General features: G+C 71.6%; 17 protein-coding genes. 15 read left to right on the forward strand and 2 right to left on the reverse strand.

Features of this window, described 5'->3' with window-relative positions:
* The 6 genes from G6048_RS39285 to G6048_RS39310 all read left to right on the forward strand — a co-directional run.
* A partial coding sequence (locus G6048_RS39285; protein WP_165344382.1) for an NAD(P)/FAD-dependent oxidoreductase occupies nt 1–1,029 on the forward strand: 1,029 nt, incomplete at its 5' end.
* Nucleotides 1,026–1,346 (forward strand): (2Fe-2S)-binding protein, encoded by a 321-nt coding sequence (locus tag G6048_RS39290; protein ID WP_165344383.1) that lies wholly within the window; start codon nt 1,026–1,028, stop codon nt 1,344–1,346. The genes G6048_RS39285 and G6048_RS39290, both read left to right, overlap by 4 nt.
* Nucleotides 1,339–2,772, forward strand: coding sequence for an FAD/NAD(P)-dependent oxidoreductase (locus G6048_RS39295; RefSeq protein ID WP_165344384.1), 1,434 nt, complete (start codon nt 1,339–1,341; stop codon nt 2,770–2,772). Before G6048_RS39290 ends, G6048_RS39295 begins: the two co-directional genes overlap by 8 nt.
* Complete coding sequence (locus tag G6048_RS39300) at nt 2,769–3,659, forward strand: dihydrodipicolinate synthase family protein (RefSeq protein ID WP_165344385.1); 891 nt, start codon at nt 2,769–2,771, stop codon at nt 3,657–3,659. Before G6048_RS39295 ends, G6048_RS39300 begins: the two co-directional genes overlap by 4 nt.
* 14 nt (nt 3,660–3,673) lie before the next feature.
* Nucleotides 3,674–4,675 (forward strand): proline racemase family protein, encoded by a 1,002-nt coding sequence (locus tag G6048_RS39305; protein WP_165344386.1) that lies wholly within the window; start codon nt 3,674–3,676, stop codon nt 4,673–4,675.
* 76 nt (nt 4,676–4,751) lie between these two features.
* A complete protein-coding gene (locus G6048_RS39310) occupies nt 4,752–5,441 on the forward strand; it encodes a GntR family transcriptional regulator (RefSeq protein ID WP_165344387.1) in 690 nt (229 codons plus the stop codon).
* A 125-nt stretch (nt 5,442–5,566) separates the two neighbouring features.
* On the opposite strand, the gene G6048_RS39315 is transcribed toward G6048_RS39310, so the two are convergent.
* Complete coding sequence (locus G6048_RS39315; protein WP_165344388.1) at nt 5,567–6,856, reverse strand: MFS transporter; 1,290 nt, start codon at nt 6,854–6,856, stop codon at nt 5,567–5,569.
* A 309-nt stretch (nt 6,857–7,165) separates the two neighbouring features.
* Between G6048_RS39315 and G6048_RS39320 the strand changes: the two genes are divergently transcribed.
* The 7 genes from G6048_RS39320 to G6048_RS39350 all read left to right on the forward strand — a co-directional run bounded on the left by G6048_RS39320 (nt 7,166) and on the right by G6048_RS39350 (nt 14,198).
* Nucleotides 7,166–8,002, forward strand: coding sequence for a M55 family metallopeptidase (locus tag G6048_RS39320; RefSeq protein WP_165344389.1), 837 nt, complete (start codon nt 7,166–7,168; stop codon nt 8,000–8,002).
* Nucleotides 7,995–9,299, forward strand: a complete 1,305-nt coding sequence (locus G6048_RS39325; RefSeq protein ID WP_165344390.1) for a M20/M25/M40 family metallo-hydrolase — start codon at nt 7,995–7,997, stop codon at nt 9,297–9,299. The genes G6048_RS39320 and G6048_RS39325 overlap by 8 nt, the downstream gene beginning before the upstream one ends.
* A gap of 8 nt (nt 9,300–9,307) precedes the next feature.
* The gene (locus G6048_RS39330; RefSeq protein WP_165344391.1) at nt 9,308–11,287 is read left to right on the forward strand and encodes a prolyl oligopeptidase family serine peptidase; all 1,980 of its coding nucleotides are present in this window, start codon (nt 9,308–9,310) and stop codon (nt 11,285–11,287) included.
* Complete coding sequence (locus G6048_RS39335; RefSeq protein ID WP_165344392.1) at nt 11,284–12,207, forward strand: S66 peptidase family protein; 924 nt, start codon at nt 11,284–11,286, stop codon at nt 12,205–12,207. The genes G6048_RS39330 and G6048_RS39335 overlap by 4 nt, the downstream gene beginning before the upstream one ends.
* A gap of 58 nt (nt 12,208–12,265) precedes the next feature.
* A complete protein-coding gene (locus G6048_RS39340) occupies nt 12,266–12,811 on the forward strand; it encodes a GNAT family N-acetyltransferase (protein ID WP_165344393.1) in 546 nt (181 codons plus the stop codon).
* Between the two features lie 5 nt (nt 12,812–12,816).
* On the forward strand, nt 12,817–13,719 hold the full coding sequence (locus tag G6048_RS39345) for an arginase family protein (protein WP_165344398.1): 903 nt from the start codon (nt 12,817–12,819) through the stop codon (nt 13,717–13,719).
* A 74-nt stretch (nt 13,720–13,793) separates the two neighbouring features.
* Nucleotides 13,794–14,198 carry a DUF5709 domain-containing protein gene (locus G6048_RS39350; protein WP_165344394.1) on the forward strand — a complete coding sequence of 135 codons (405 nt, stop codon included), beginning with the start codon at nt 13,794–13,796 and terminating at the stop codon, nt 14,196–14,198.
* A gap of 10 nt (nt 14,199–14,208) precedes the next feature.
* On the opposite strand, the gene G6048_RS39355 is transcribed toward G6048_RS39350, so the two are convergent.
* Entirely contained in the window at nt 14,209–14,562 is a 354-nt protein-coding gene (locus tag G6048_RS39355; protein WP_165344395.1) for a VOC family protein, read from the reverse strand.
* A 114-nt stretch (nt 14,563–14,676) separates the two neighbouring features.
* Between G6048_RS39355 and G6048_RS39360 the strand changes: the two genes are divergently transcribed.
* Nucleotides 14,677–15,210: a phage holin family protein gene (locus G6048_RS39360; RefSeq protein ID WP_165344396.1), complete on the forward strand. Its 534-nt coding sequence runs from the start codon at nt 14,677–14,679 to the stop codon at nt 15,208–15,210.
* 24 nt (nt 15,211–15,234) lie between these two features.
* A partial coding sequence (locus G6048_RS39365) for an SDR family oxidoreductase (RefSeq protein WP_408056217.1) occupies nt 15,235–16,184 on the forward strand: 950 nt, incomplete at its 3' end.

Here is a 16,184-nt window from a genome sequence, read left to right on the forward strand (position 1 = left end):
GGTGAGGGGAATCTGCTCGTTTCCGACAAGGAGCCTGGGCCTGAGCTTGAACTTGCTCTGTTGTCCGGGCGGTTGTGGGGTGAGCTCGCCGGTGAGCCCGGTATCGCTGCGGCTGTTGAGTACGACCTCAAGGGTGGGCTCGTTGTTGCCTCCTCGGCGGAGGGGCTCATGGCTTTGGAAGGGCTCGCTGATGGGCAGCGGGCGGCCGGGGTCGAGGCCGTGGCGGTTGGAGCTGGTCAACTCCACGACGTAGAGCCGAAGTTGGCGAAGGGGCTCGCGGGCGGGGTGCTGTATCCGCAGGACGCCCAGGTCATGCCCACCCTTGCCGCTGCCCATGTCGTACGGCTTGCGCGGGCTGCGGGGGCCTTGTTGCGGACGGGGTGTGCGGTCACCGAAGTGTTGCGTACGGGGGCGGGGGCCGTGCGGGGAGTGCGTACCTCTGAGGGGGAGATTCATGCGCCCGCCGTCGTGAACGCCGCCGGGACCTGGGGCGGGGAGCTGGCCGCGCTTGCCGGTGTCTCCCTTCCTGTGCTGCCTCGGCGCGGGTTCGTTCTCGTCACCGAGCCGTTGCCGCCTCGTACCGTGCGGCACAAGGTGTACGCCGCTGACTATGTGGCCGACGTGGCCAGTGACTCGGCGGCGTTGCAGACCTCGCCGGTGGTCGAAGGGACGGCCGCCGGGCCGGTGTTGATCGGGTCCAGTCGGGAACGGGTCGGGTTCGACCGGGCCTTCTCGCTGCCGGTCGCGCGGGCGCTGGCGGCGGGGGCCACGCGGTTGTTTCCGTTCCTGGAGGGGGTGCGGGCGATGCGTGCCTACCTCGGGTTTCGTCCGTACATGCCTGATCATCTGCCCGCGATCGGGCCGGATGCTCGGGTGCCCGGGCTCTTCCATGCCTGCGGGCATGAGGGGGCGGGGATCGGACTTGCCACAGGGACCGGGCACTTGATCGCTCAGGTGCTGGGAGAGAAGAGCCCGGATCTCGACCTCACTCCGTTCCGTCCTGATCGATTCCCTGAGGAGGGCCTGTGAGAGCTCCAAGGACTCCGCCGGAGCTGGTGGACGCCCGGCCCGGTCCTGCCTTCAGCGTCACCTTCGATGGCCGTCAGCTCACCGTCCTGCCGGGGCAGACGATCGCCGCCGCGCTCTGGGCGGCGGGCATCACGTCGTGGCGTACGACCCGGGGGAGCGGTGAGCCGCGCGGTGTCTTCTGCGGGATCGGGGTCTGCTTCGACTGTCTGGTGACCGTCAACGGGCGGGCGAACCAACGCGCTTGTCTGGTGCGGGCGGAGGCCGGCGATGTGATCCGTACGCAGGAAGGGACCGGCCATCGTGGGCACCATGGCTGAGGGGCCACACCTCGCGGTGGTTGGGGCGGGTCCTGCGGGGCTCGCTGCCGCGCTTGCCGCTGCCGCGCGGGGTGTACGTGTGAGTCTGATCGACTCCGCGGCGGAGGCCGGCGGGCAGTTCTACCGGCAGTCCGCCGCAGCGCTCGGCGCCCGGCGGCCCCAGGTGCTGCACCATCAGTGGCGTACCTGGGAACGGCTGCGTGATGGCCTCGCGGCGCACGTCGCGGGAGGTCGTGTTGCGCATCTGACGGACCACCACGTGTGGTTTGTGGAAGGGCAGTCCGACGGCTTCACCGTGCACGCCCTCCTTGGTCCCGAGCAGGAGCAGCCCGTCGCCGTTCGTGCCGACGCCGTGCTGCTCGCCACCGGTGGGTACGAGAAGGTCCTGCCGTTCCCCGGGTGGACCCTCCCTGGAGTGGTCACCGCGGGCGGGGCGCAGGCCATGCTCAAGGGTGGGCTCGTGTTGCCGGGGCGTGTGGCCGTGGTCGCCGGGACCGGGCCGTTGCTGATGCCGGTGGCGGCCGGGCTCGCGGCGGCCGGGGCGGAGGTCGCCGCGCTCGTCGAGGCCGCTGACCCCAAGGTCCTCGTGCGGCACGCCAGAGTGCTGGCCGCCCATCCCGCCAAGCTTGCCGAAGGTGCCCGGTACGCCGCCGAGTTGGCCCGGCGGCGCGTGAAGGTCCACGTCCGCCACACCGTCGTCGCCGCGCACGGCAGCGAACGGGTCGAGGCCGTGACCGTTGCCGCTCTCGACGGTGACGGGCGGGTCCTGCCCGGCACCGAGCGGCGTATCGCCTGCGACACCCTCGCCGTCGGGCACGGCATGCTGCCGCACACCGACCTCGCCGAGGCGCTCGGCTGCCGGCTCGACGGGACGGGCGTCGCCGTCGACGACGAGCAGCGCACCGATGTGCCGGGTGTCTGGGCGGCGGGGGAGACCACCGGGATCGGCGGCGCCGTACTGTCGCTCGCCGAGGGGAGAATCGCCGGACTCTCGATCGCCGCCCGGCTCAACTCCCGTACTCCCGACCCGCGTTCGTACGAGACTGCCGCCAAGGCCCGTAGCGGACTGCGGGAGTTCTTCGCCATCCTCGACACTGTCTACGCCCCGCCCGCCCACTGGACCGAGCAGGTCACCGACGACACCGTCGTCTGCCGCTGCGAGGAGGTGCCCGCCTCCGCGATCCGGGAGGCCGCGGGCGAGCTGGGCGCCGGTGACGTAGGCACCGTGAAGCTGCTGACCCGGGCCGGGATGGGCTGGTGCCAGGGCCGGATGTGCGGACCGGCGGTGGCTGGGCTCGCGAGGTGCGAGTTCCAGCCCTCTCGGCGGCCGTTCGCCCGGCCTGTACCGCTCGGCGTGCTCGCCGGAACCGACTTCGACCGGCACCACACGGACTCCACCGACCCCACCGAGATAGGACCCTCATGACCGACCACCGCCCCTGGCGCGGCGTCCTCGTCGCCACCGCCCTGCCCCTCGACGACGATCTCTCCGTGAACTACGACAAGTTCGCCGAGCACTGCGCCTGGCTCGTCGCGAACGGCTGTGACGGCGTCGTACCGAACGGCTCCCTCGGCGAGTACCAGGTGCTCACCCCCGAGGAGCGCGCCAAGGTCGTCGAGACGGCCGTCGCCGCGATCGGCGGGGAGCGCGTGATGCCCGGGGTCGCCGCCTACGGGTCCGCCGAGTCCCGCCGCTGGGCCGAGCAGGCACGCGACGCCGGCTGCCGCGCGGTGATGCTGCTGCCGCCCAACGCCTACCGCGCCGACGAACGCTCGGTCCTCGCCCACTACGCCGAGGTCGCGCAGGCGGGGCTGCCCATCGTGGCGTACAACAACCCCATCGACACCAAGGTGGACCTCGTACCCGAACTGCTCGCGAAGCTGCACGGCGAGGGGTACATCCAGGGAGTCAAGGAGTTCTCGGGCGATGTCCGGCGCGCCTACCTGCTGGCCGAACTCGCCCCCGAACTCGACCTGTTGATCGGCGCCGACGATGTGCTGGTCGAGCTGGCGATCGCGGGCGCGAAGGGCTGGGTGGCCGGTTATCCGAACGCGCTGCCCCGAGCCAGTGTCGATCTCTACCGGGCCGCCGTGGCGGGTGACCTCGACACCGCGCTGCCCCTCTACCGGCAGCTGCACACGCTGCTGCGCTGGGACTCGAAGGTCGAGTTCGTGCAGGCCATCAAGCTGTCCATGGATATCGCGGGGCGGCACGGGGGTCCGGTACGCCCGCCGCGCGTCCCGCTGCTGCCGGAGCAGGAGGCAGTCGTGCGTGCGGCCACCGAGAAGGCCGTCGCGGCAGGGCTCGCATAAGGAGGAGGCCGGTCATGCGCAGCAAACTCGTCCTGCACGCCGTCGACTCGCACACCGAGGGCATGCCGACCCGGGTGATCACCGGCGGCATCGGCACCATCCCGGGCGCCACCATGAACGAGCGGCGCCTGTACTTCCGTGAACACCGCGACGACATCAAGCAGTTGCTGATGAACGAGCCGCGCGGGCACTCGGCGATGAGCGGCGCGATCCTTCAGCCGCCCACCCGCCCCGACTGTGACTACGGCGTCGTCTACATCGAGGTCTCCGGCTATCTGCCCATGTGCGGACACGGCACGATCGGCGTGGCGACCGTGCTCGTCGAGACCGGCATGGTGGAGGTCGTCGAGCCGGTCACCACCATCCGCCTCGACACCCCGGCCGGACTCGTCGTCGCCGAAGTCGCCGTGGAGGACGGGGCCGCGAAGGCCGTCACCCTCCAGAACGTGCCGTCGTACGCCGTCGGCCTCGACCGCAAGGTCACCCTCGCCGACGGGCGGACCGTGACATACGACCTGGCGTACGGCGGGAACTTCTACGCGATCCTGCCGATCGACCAGCTCGGGCTGCCCTTCGACCGGGCCCGCAAGGACGACATCCTCGCCGCCGGTCTCACCCTGATGGACGCCATCAACGCGGAAGCAGAGCCCGTCCATCCCGAGGATCCCTCCATCCACGGCTGCCATCACGTGCACTTCGTCGCCCCGGGCTCCGACGCCCGGCACTCGCGGCACGCGATGGCCATCCATCCCGGCTGGTTCGACCGTTCACCCTGCGGTACCGGGACCAGCGCGCGTATGGCGCAGTTGCACGCGCGTGGTGAACTCCCGCTGCACACCGAGTTCGTGAACGAGTCCTTCATCGGGACGCGGTTCACCGGGCGGCTCCTGGGGACCACCGAGGTCGCCGGGATCCCGGCCGTGCTGCCCAGCTTCACCGGGCGTGCCTGGGTGACCGGCACCGCCCAGTACCTGCTCGACCCGTCCGACCCGTTCCCGGCCGGGTTCGTCCTCTGAGCCCCGCCGCCCGCCTGTACGGCGTAGTACGCCGTCGTACCTCGTCGTACGTCGTAAACCGCAAGGAGACCTCCCGATGCCCGCCCAGCGCACCAGCGCCACCGACCTGCCCACCCTGGCGGGACAGAAGCGCAACTACCGCGAGCGCGTCGCCGACGCCCTGCGTGCCGCGCTGATCGCCGGGGAACTGCGGCCCGGCGAGGTCTACTCCGCGCCGACCCTCGCCGCCCGCTTCGGCGTCTCGGCGACGCCCGTACGGGAGGCCATGCTCGATCTGGTCAGGGAGGGCCTGGTCGACACCGTGCCGAACAAGGGCTTCCGGGTCACCGCCGTCTCCGAGAAACAGCTCGACGAATACACCCACATCCGCTCACTCATCGAGATCCCCACGACCGCCGGGCTCGCCACCACCGCCGACCCCGTCGCCCTGGAGGCCCTGCGCCCCGCCGCGCAGGAGATCGTCACGGCCGCCGCCGCGGGCGACCTCATCGCGTACGTCGAGGCGGACATCCGCTTCCACCTCGGCCTGCTCGCGCTCGCCGGCAACGACCATCTGGTCGAGGTGGTGGGCGACCTCCGCAAGCGCTCCCGCCTCTACGGCCTCCAGACGCTGGTCGAGGCGGACCGCCTGGAGGACTCCGCCCAGGAGCACCTGGAGATCCTGGACGCGCTCGCGGCCCGCGACGAGGACGCGGTACGTGCGGTCATGACCCGGCATCTCGGGCACGTGCGCGGCTTGTGGGCCGCCGGACGACCGGTGCACTGACCGCCGGACAGGTCACGGTGTGGCGTCACGACGGCTGCCGCACAGGCGGGGGACATGCGGCATGCGGCTGCAACGGACAGCCCGAACAGCCCGTTGCCGTGCCGGCAGAGCCTCGGATGCAGTCGTCAGCGGATGTCCTCGGCGGTTGGAGCCGGCTGGTGCAGTCCCCGTATCTCCTTGCGCAGCAGGAACGGCACTCCGGTGGCGGTGCACAGGCCGGCCAGGGCCAGCGCGGCACCCAGCCCGCCACGCTCCCCCCAGTGGGCGCTCGCCCAGCCGGCGAGCAGCCCACCGGCCACGGATCCCAGCGGGATGGTGCACAGGTTGACGGTGCGGGCGGCGGCGTGCACCCGGCCCAGCAGGTGGGGCGGGGTGATCAGCTGGCGCAGGGTGGTGACGGTGACGTTCCACACCGGCAGCCACAGCGCGGAGACGAAGGCGACGGCGATGACGACCAGACTCGATCCGGTCACCAGGGCCAAGGGTGCCGCGGCCCAGACGATGCCCTCGGTGACCGTGGCGAGCAGCACGGGACCGGCGCCCACCCGCTCGACGAGGACACGGCTGACGGCGGCGCCGAGGACCGCGGCCAGGGCCCCAGCGGTCAGCACCGTGGCGGCCGACGCGGGGCCGAGGTCCAGCGCCCGGTAGAGGAACAGCAGCAGGACGGTGTCGACCATGGCCATGCTGAAGTTGCGCAGCGCGGCGGCGGCCGAGAGCCACCTCAGCACCGGGGTGCGCCATAGGTGCCGTGCGCCTTGGAGGATCTGCCTGCGCCACGGCTCGGCTGTGGGGTCCGGCACGACGGACTCGGGCTTGCGGACGGCGAACAGACCGGCAGCCGAGGCCAGAAAACTGGCGGCATTGGCGGCCACCGCAAGGGCCGGCCCGAGGAACTGGATGAGCGCGCCCGCCAGGGCCGGGCCGCCGGCGCGGGCCACACTCGCGGACATCTCCAGGCGAGCGTTGCCGAGCGGCAGCAGGTCGCGGCCCACGAGACGGGGCAGATGTGTCTGATAGCCGACGTCGAACATGACCGTGCACACGCCGGCCAGCGCCGCCACGGCATACAGCAGCCACAGGTCGAGCAGGCCGGTCGACGCCAGGACAGCGACCGTCGCGAACAGCAGCAGCCGCACGAGATCGGCCGCGATCATGTACGGGCGGCAGCGCACCCGGTCCATGAACGCGCCGGCGAACAGGCCCAGCGCGGGAAACGCCATCGTGGCCATCGCGTGCAGTACCCCGACCTGCGGCTCGCTGGCGTTCAGCACCAGGATGGCCAGACTGGGCAGGGCGAACAAGGAGATCTGGTCGCCGATCAGGCTGATGCTCTGTCCCAGCCACATCCGGCGGAAGTCCTGACGCTCCGCCCGCTTGTCCGCGAGGTTCGGCTCCGCGGTGGTGGGCGTCACCGGGCCTCCGGGTAGGTGCGGTCGACGGGTGACGTGCCGTCCGCCGGGTCGTCGTCGTGCGTGTCAGGACCAGCGTGCAACGCCGACGCGCACCCCCTCGTGGGCGCCCAAGGCGCCCCCTTGTCACACACCAACGTGCCCAGCCGGTCGTTCCACCGGCCCCCCTTGCTAGCAAAGGCCCCACGGGGGCCGCCAGTACGCGTTGCCACGGGCGCTGTTTTCCGGCCGACGTCGGCGGTCACCCGTCCCCGTTCCCCACAGCGGGGTGCGCCCGTGTGGCCGCTCTGCCGTCTGCGATACAACTAGGGGATGGTAAAGATCCTCATCAGCGCCGACATGGAGGGTGCCACCGGCGTGACCTGGCCGGCCGATGTGCTGCCGGGGACGCCCGAGTGGGAGCGCTGCCGGGCGATGTTCACCTCGGATGTGAACGCCGCCGTGCTCGGGTTCTTCGACGGGGGTGCCGACGACGTCCTCATCAATGAGGCGCACTGGACCATGCGCAATCTGCTGCTCGAGCGGCTGGACGAGCGGGCGCAGATGCTGACCGGGCGGCACAAGTCGCTGTCCATGGTGGAAGGCGTGCAGCACGGGGATGTCGACGGCATCGCGTTCGTCGGTTATCACGCGGGGGCGGGCATGGAGGGGGTGCTCGCCCACACCTATCTCGCCAACTCGATCACTGGCGTGTGGATCAACGACGTACGCGCCAGTGAGGGCCTGCTCAACGCGCATGTCGTCGCCGAGTACGGCGTCCCCGTCGTCCTCGTCACGGGCGACGACGTGGCCTGCGAGGACGCGCTCGGCTATGCGCCCGAGGCGCTGAAGGTCGCCGTCAAGGACCATGTCTCGCGGTACGCCGCGGTGTGCCGGACGCCCGCGCGGACCGCGGCCGACATCCGCGCGGCGGCAAAGGAGGCGGTCGGGCTCGCCGTGCGGTACGAGCCCGTGGACGGCGGCCCGTTCACCGTGGCGCTGGAGTTCGACGCCGAGCATCTGGCCCTGGCGGCGACCGTCGTGCCGGGTGTGGACCAGATCGGGGAGCGGAAGGTCGCGTACACCAGCGCGGCGATGTATGAGGGGATCCGGGCCTTCAAGGCGGTCACCACGATCGTCTCGGCCGCCGTGGAGGAGCAGTATGGCTGACCAGCAGGCTTTGGACGAGGTCGTGGAGTTCACCTCCGACCTCATCCGTATCGACACGACCAACCGCGGGGGCGGGGACTGCCAGGAGCGGCCCGCCGCCGAGTACGCCGCAGCGCGGCTCGCCGAGGCGGGCCTTGAGCCGACGCTGCTGGAGCGCACAAAGGGGCGTACGAACGTCGTCGCACGCCTCGAAGGCAGCGACCCGTCCGCCGAAGCGCTGCTCGTCCACGGTCATCTGGACGTGGTTCCCGCGCAGGCCGAGGACTGGAGCGTGCACCCGTTTTCCGGGGAGGTGCGGGACGGGGTCGTCTGGGGGCGGGGCGCGGTCGACATGAAGAACATGGACGCGATGATCCTCGCGGTCGTACGGCAGTGGGCGCGCGACGGCGTACGCCCCCGCCGTGACCTCGTCATCGCCTTCACCGCCGACGAGGAGGCGAGCGCCGAGGACGGCTCGGGCTTCCTCGCGGACCAGCACCGAGGGCTCTTCGAGGGCTGCACCGAGGGCATCAGCGAGTCCGGGGCGTTCACCTTCCACGACGGCGCCGGGCAGGAGCTGTATCCCCTCGCGGCCGGGGAGCGCGGCACCGGCTGGCTGAAGCTCACCGCGCGCGGCCGGGCCGGGCACGGCTCCAAGGTCAACCGGGAGAACGCGGTCACGCGTCTCGCCGCCGCCATCACGCGGATCGGCGCGTACGAGTGGCCGCCGCGGCTGACGCCGACGGTCCGCGCGGCTCTCGTCGAACTCGCCGCGCTGTACGGCATCGAGCCCGACCTGGACGATGTGGACGGGCTGCTGGACAAGCTCGGCCCGGCGGCGAAGCTCGTCGAGTCGACCGTCCGCAACAGCGCCAACCCGACCATGCTGAACGCCGGTTACAAGGTCAACGTGATCCCGGGGGAGGCCGTCGCGTACGTCGACGGACGCTATCTTCCGGGCCACGAGGACGAGTTCCGCGCGACGCTCGACGAACTCACCGGGCCGGACGTGGCGTGGGAGTTCCACCACCGCGAGGTGGCCCTCCAGGCACCGCTGGACTCACCGACGTACGCGAGGATGCGCGCCGCCGTCGAGGAGTTCGCGCCTGAGGGGCATGTCGTGCCGTACTGCATGTCGGGCGGCACGGACGCCAAGCAGTTCTCGCGCCTCGGCATCACCGGATACGGGTTCACTCCGCTGAAGCTCCCCGAGGGCTACGACTACCAGGCCATGTTCCACGGCGTCGATGAACGCGTACCGATCGAGGCGTTGCACTTCGGCGTCCGGGTACTCGACCGCTTCCTGCGCGCCGCCTAGCCGGCGAAATGGGGGACATCGTGCAGACCCTGGCCTACGGTTCCTGGCCCTCGCCCATCGACGCGTCGCTCGCCGCCGCGCACGACGGGCACCCCGAGTACGTCGGCTTCGTCGGCGACGAGGCCTGGTGGACCGAGCCCCGGCCCAAGGAGGCCGGTCGCCGTACGCTGGTGCGCCGTCGTGCCGACGGCAGCGAGGAGTCGGTGCTGCCAGCTCCGTGGAACGTGCGCAGCCGGGTCATCGAGTACGGCGGGCAGCCCTGGACCGGCACGATGCTGGACACCGGCCCGCTGATCGTCTTCGTCAACTTCGTCGACCAGCGGCTGTACGTGTACGAGCCCGCCGCCCCCGACAGCGAACCGCGCCCCCTCACGCCCGTGTCGCTCGTGGGCGGCGGACTGCGCTGGGTGGACCCGCAGTTGCACCTGGAGCGGGGCGAAGTCTGGTGCGTACTCGAGGAGTTCACCGGGGACGGGCCCACCGACGTGCGCCGGGTCGTGGCCGCCGTGCCGCTGGACGGCTCGGCGGAGCAGGACCTGGGCGCCGTACGCGAACTCATCGACGACCGGCACCAGTTCGTCACCGGCCCCCGCCTCTCGCCCGACCGACGGCGAGCCGCCTGGCTCGCCTGGGACCACCCGCGGATGCCGTGGGACGGTACGGAACTGATGCTCGCCGACGTGGCCGCCGACGGGACCCTCCACGGCGCCCGGTCGGCAGCGGGCGGTACCGACGAGTCGATCGCCCAGGTGGACTGGGCCGCCGACGGGTCCCTGCTGTACTCCAGCGACCGCACCGGCTGGTGGAATCTCTACCGCGATGGCCGACCCCTCTGCAGGCGCGAGGAGGAGTTCGGCGGCCCCCTGTGGAAGATCGGCCGACGCTGGTTCGCCCCCCTCGCGGACGGACTGATCGCCGTCGTGCACGGGCGTGGCGCCACCGCGCTCGGCATCCTCGACCCGGAGACCGGCGAGGTCGTGGACACAGCGGGACCGTGGACCGAGTTCGCGCCGAACCTCGCGGCGAACGGCAGTCGCGTCCTCGGCATCGCGGCCAGCCCGCGCAGCGCGTACGAGGTCGTCGAACTCGACGCCGGCACCCGCCAGGCCCGTGTCATCGGCGACGCCCACGACGACCCCGTGAACCCCGCGTACTACCCCGAACCGCAGATCCGCACCTTCACCGGCCCCGCCGGACGCGAGATCCACGCCCACATCTACCCGCCGCACCACCCCGCCTGCGTCGCCCCCGGCGACGAACTCCCGCCCTACGTCGTCTGGGCCCACGGCGGCCCCACCGACCGCGCCCCGCTCGTCCTCGACCTGCAGATCGCCTACTTCACCTCCCGCGGCATCGGTGTCGCCGAGGTCAACTACGGCGGATCCACCGGCCACGGCCGCGCGTACCGCAACCGGCTGCGCGAGCAGTGGGGCGTCGTCGACGTCGAGGACTGCGCCGCCGTCGCGCTCGCGCTCGCCGACGAGGGCACCGCGGACCGCGACCGGCTCGCCATCCGGGGCGGCAGCGCGGGCGGCTGGACCGCCGCCGCGTCCCTGACGAGCACCGACGTCTACGCCTGCGGAACCATCCTCTACCCCATCCTCGACCTCGCGGGCTGGAGCGCCGAAGGGACGCACGACTTCGAGTCCCAGTACCTGGAAACCCTCGTCGGACCCTTCGCCGACGTACCCGGCCGGTACGCCGAACGATCGCCCACCGAGCACGCCGACCGCATCACCGCACCCTTCCTGCTGCTCCAGGGCCTCGACGACGTCGTCTGCCCTCCCGCCCAGTGCGAGCGGTTCCTGGCCCGGATGGAGGCGGAGGGGCGGCGGGTGCCGCACGCGTACATCGCCTTCGAGGGCGAGGGCCACGGCTTCCGGCGCGCGGACACGATGGTGCGCGTCCTGGAGTCCGAACTCTCCTTGTACGCCCAGGTCTTGGGCCTCAATCCAGCCGGCATCCCCACCTTGGAGCTCACCAAGTGAAGCCCCTCGTACGCCCCCGCAGACTGGCCCCCGGCGCCCATGTCGCCGTCGTCGCGCCCAGCGGTCCGGTCCCCGAGGAGCGGCTCGAGGCAGGCCTCGACATCCTGCGCGGCTGGGACCTCGACCCGGTCGTGGGGTCTCATGTCCTCGACCGGCACCCGGAGTTCGCGTACCTGGCGGGCACGGACGCCGACCGGGCCGCCGACTTCCAGTTCGCCTGGTGCGATCCGTCCGTGGAGGCGGTGCTGTGCGCCCGCGGCGGCTACGGGGTGCAGCGCATGGTCGACCTTCTCGACTGGGACGCGCTGCGGGCCGCGGGCCCCAAGGTGCTCCTGGGCTTCAGCGACATCACCGCGCTGCATGAGGCGTTCGCGACGCGGATGGGGCTCGTGACGCTGCACGGGCCGATGGTCGCGGGCGTCGACTTCCTGAAGAACGCGCGGGCACAGGAGCACCTGCGGGCGACGCTCTTCGAGCCGGAGTCGGTCCAGACGATCACGTCGACCGGCCGTGCCCTTACGCCGGGCCGGGCACGAGGCGTCCTCCTGGGCGGCTGCCTCTCGCTCCTCGCGGCCGACCTGGGCACTCCGTGGGCCCGCCCCTCGGCACAAGGCGGCCTCCTCTGCCTGGAGGACATCGCCGAGGACACGTACCGCCTGGACCGCTACCTCACCCAACTCCTGCGCGCCGGCTGGTTCGAGGGTGCCGCCGGGATCCTGCTCGGCTCCTGGGCGGAGTGCGCCCCGTACGCCGAGGTACGAGCCCTGCTGATGGACCGGCTCGGCGGCCTGCGGATCCCGATCACGGAGGAGTTCGGCTTCGGCCACGGCGAGGGCGCGCTGACGATCCCGTTCGGGGTACGAGCGGAGCTGGACGCGGAGAGGGCAAGCCTGACACTGGAGGAACCCGCACTGCTGTAGCGAGCGGTCAGTGCAAGGAGTCCGAACCGCACAACCAGCGGAGCGCTACCGTGGAGAGGTGCCAGAACCGAACCGCTACCTCGCCGAAGGCACCCGCGTAGGCATACGCCACTACCGCTACGACGACGCCGTCGAGTTCACGTCCCGCGCGCGCGAAAGCAAAGACCTGCACCACCCGTGGCTCTTCCCACCCACCGGCACCGCCGCCTACACCGCGTACGCGAAACGCCTCCTCGAGGACCCCACGAAGACCGGCTACCTGGTCTGCGAAACGAGCGGAGGCGACATCGCCGGGTTCATCAACATCAACAACATCGTCGAAGGCGCCTTCCTCAACGGCGCCCTCGGCTACGGCGCCTTCGCCCACGCCGCAGGCCGTGGCCTGATGACCGAGGGCCTCGACCTGGTCGTACGGTACGCGTTCGGCAGACTCGGCCTGCACCGGCTGGAGATCAACGTCCAGCCGAACAACGCCGCTTCGATCGCCCTCGCCCGCCGCTGCGGCTTCCGGCTAGAGGGCTTCTCGCCGGACTTCCTCTTCATCGACGGCGACTGGCGGGATCACGAACGCTGGGCCCTCACCGCGGATATGGTGCGAAGGTGAGCCCGATACGCAACCTCGTCGTCCTGGACGCCCCGTCCAACCTGGGCCTTCGGCCACCGGCCCCGGGAACGGTGCCCGGCTGCTACAAGCTCGCCGGCGCCCTGCGCGAGCAGCGCATCGTGCAGCGGCTGGGCGCGATGGAGGGCGGGGTGGTCGTACCGCCGCGTTACGACCGGGGCGACTGGCAGGAGGGCGACGGCGTCTTCAACGCCGCCGCGATCGCCGCGTACACCCGCAAGCTGGCCGATCGCATCGAGCATCACGTACGCGCCGGGGACCTGCCGGTCGTCCTCGGCGGCGACTGCTCCATCCAGCTCGGCGCCTCGCTCGCGCTGCGTCGCATCGGACGGTTTGGGCTGGCGGCCGTGGACGGCTCCGCGGACTTCCGGCATCCGGGCAACTCCGAACGGATCGGAGCCGCGGGCGGGGAGGAGCTTGCGCTCGGCACGGGGCGCGGGCAGGAGGACCTGACCAATCTGGAGGGCCTCAGGCCCTACCTCAAGGACGAGGACGTACGACTCTTCGGCATCCGTGACTACGACGAGGAGCGTGCCGAACTGGCCGCGCTGAAGATCCCCACGGTGACCGTCGGTGATCTGCGGGAGTGGGGTGCCGATGCCCTGGCGCGGGCGGCGGCCCAGTCGTTCGAGGCGCCGCATGTGGGCGGATTCTGGGTGCACCTCGACGCCGACGTACTCGATCCGTCCGTCATGCCCGCCGTCGACAGCCCCGACCCCGACGGACTGCTGCCCGACGAACTCGTCGCGCTGCTGCGCCCGTTGGTGAACTCACCGCACTGTGTCGGCTTCAACGTCACCATCTACGACCCCGACCTGGACCCCGAGGGCACGGCGGGCGCGCTGCTCGCCGACATCGTGGCCGCCGCCTTCACGGACGCCCCGCTCTGACTCCCGTCTCCGGTGTGAACCGGGCGGCCCATGGGAACCCGGTGATCCCGCACGTCGGGAAGGAGGCGGATCCCATGAACACCAGGCCGCACGATCCCGGGGCCGACCCCGAGGACGAGGGCATGCCGGACATGCAGGACGGTACGCCCGAGCAGCAGGAGTCGAGTGATCCGCAGCAGCTGCCCGTGGCCGGTGACGAGCCGACGATCGCCGAGGAACGGGACACCACCGTGAACGAGGTGATCGAACGGGAAACGCTCGACGAGCGGCTCGCGGATGAGGAGCCCGAGGTCGATGCCGAGGGTGAACCGGGTCCGCCCGAGGAACGGGCCGGGCTGCTCTACGACGAGCCGGACCCCGATCTGCCGCGCAACCAGGACGTCTACGCCCAGGAGGGCACGACCCGCGGGCTCTCGGCCGAGGAGGACGCGATGCGGATCAGGGACGAGGAGGACTTCGGGGAGGACGAGCTGACCTGAGAGCGGGCCGCTACGCGGGTGCGTTCCGGTCCGCGTACTCGTACACCGTGCCGTCCGGGTGCAGCGCGATCAGGTTGCGGCCCGCCGGGGTGGCCACAGGACCCGCGAGGACCTGGGCGCCCGAGTCGGTGAGGACCTGACGGGCTTCGTCGACGTCCTTCACGGCGATGGTCGCCGCGACCTTCCTCAGTACCTCCAGTTCGGCCTCCGGTCCGCTCATCAGCAGGAAGCAGCCGACCGCGGCGACCGAGACACCGCCGCGCTCGAAGCGCATCGCTCTGCCGCCCGCGAGCTTCTCGTAGAAGGGGACCGTAGCGTCCAGGTCTTCGACGCAGATGCGCAGCGTGGCTCCCAGAATCTCCATGCCGACGAGCCTAGTTGGGGCACGCCGGGAACGAGATCGTTTCGGCCGGATCCCGGGTGGCGTGCCGGATGCTGGACGGCGTTACGGCTGCGGGGGCGCGGGTACCCGGCCGCCATGGACCGCATCGATCACCTGGAACACCTGGACAAGAATCTGGTCGACGAACTGGCGCAGGTGGCCCGGGACGCCGTACGCGACGAACTGCGTGAGCAGACCCGCAAACAGCGCCGCGCCGCCGCCCTGTACGCCGCGTCCGGAGCCGTCGCCCTCTATGCGGGCGCCGCCCTGGCCCTGACGCTCGGGCTGCTCCTCGCGCTCGGCCTGCCCGACTGGGCGGCCGCACTGATCACCGCCGTCGTACTCGGCGCGATGGCGTACGTGCTGCGGGGCGCGGCCCGGCCTTCGGCCTCCCAGCCCTCGGCCACTCAGCCCATCCCGGAGCAGGCCGCCGCGGACCACGGTGAGCGTGGGGTCGTCGGCGGTACGACGCCCGCCGCGCCGGGCTCGTCCGCGTACCCGCCGGTGCCGCCCGTCGCGCCCGGCGGCGTGGGCGGAGCGACCGGCGCACCCGGTGCCGGAGCGCCGCCGCCCCCGCCCACGCAGGGCGGGCCCGCGGATCCCGAAGCACCGCACCACCGGGCCCGGTGAGCCGTGGCGCGCCGCAGAGCAGTCGTGGTGACCGGGGCCAGCGGGGGCGTGGGCCGGGCCACGGCCCGGGCCTTCGCCGCCCGTGGCGACCGGGTGGCCCTGCTCGCCCGGGGCCGCGACGGGCTGGCCGCCGCGGCGGACGAGGTGACGCAGGCCGGCGGTGAGGCGCTCGTCGTCTCCGTCGACATCGCCGACGCCAAGGCCGTGGAGGACGCCGCCCAGCGGGTCGTCGATGCCTTCGGCAAGATCGACATCTGGGTCAACAACGCCTTCGCCGGGGTCTACGCGCCGTTCACCGAGATCACGCCCGACGAGTTCCGCCGGGTCACCGAAGTGACGTACCTGGGCTATGTGTTCGGCACCCGGGCCGCGCTGCGGCACATGCTGCCGCGCGACCGGGGCGCGATCGTGCAGGTCGGTTCGGCGCTCGCGTATCGCGGGATTCCGTTGCAGTCGGCGTACTGCGGGGCCAAGCACGCCATCCAGGGCTTCAACGAGTCGGTGCGCTGCGAACTGCTGCACGAAGGCTCGCGGGTGCGGACGACGATGGTGCAGCTGCCCGCGGTCAACACCCCCCAGTTCGACTGGGTGTTGAGCCGTATGCCGAGCCGGGTCCGTCCGGTCGCGCCCATCTACCAGCCGGAGGTAGCCGCCCGGGCCATCGTGCACGCGGCCGCGCATCCGCGGCGCCGCGAGTACTGGGTGGGCGGCTCCACGGTCGCCACGCTGGTGGCCAACGCCGTGGCCCCCGGTCTCCTCGACCGCTATCTGGCCCGTACGGGGTTCGACGCCCAGCAGGAAGCCGGGCGGGAACGAGAAGAGGCGGCCCGATACGCCCGTTACGACGGCCACGGCAACCTGTGGACTCCGGCCGACGGGCCGCACGGTCACGACTACGGGGCGCACGGGCGCTTCGACGGCGAGTCGCTGCCGAGCAGTTCGCAGGAGTGGGTGTCGCGGAACCGGGGGCGGAT

It is taken from the genome of Streptomyces ureilyticus (genome assembly GCF_011045025.1).
GTDB classification, from domain to species: Bacteria; Actinomycetota; Actinomycetes; order Streptomycetales; family Streptomycetaceae; genus Streptomyces; species Streptomyces ureilyticus.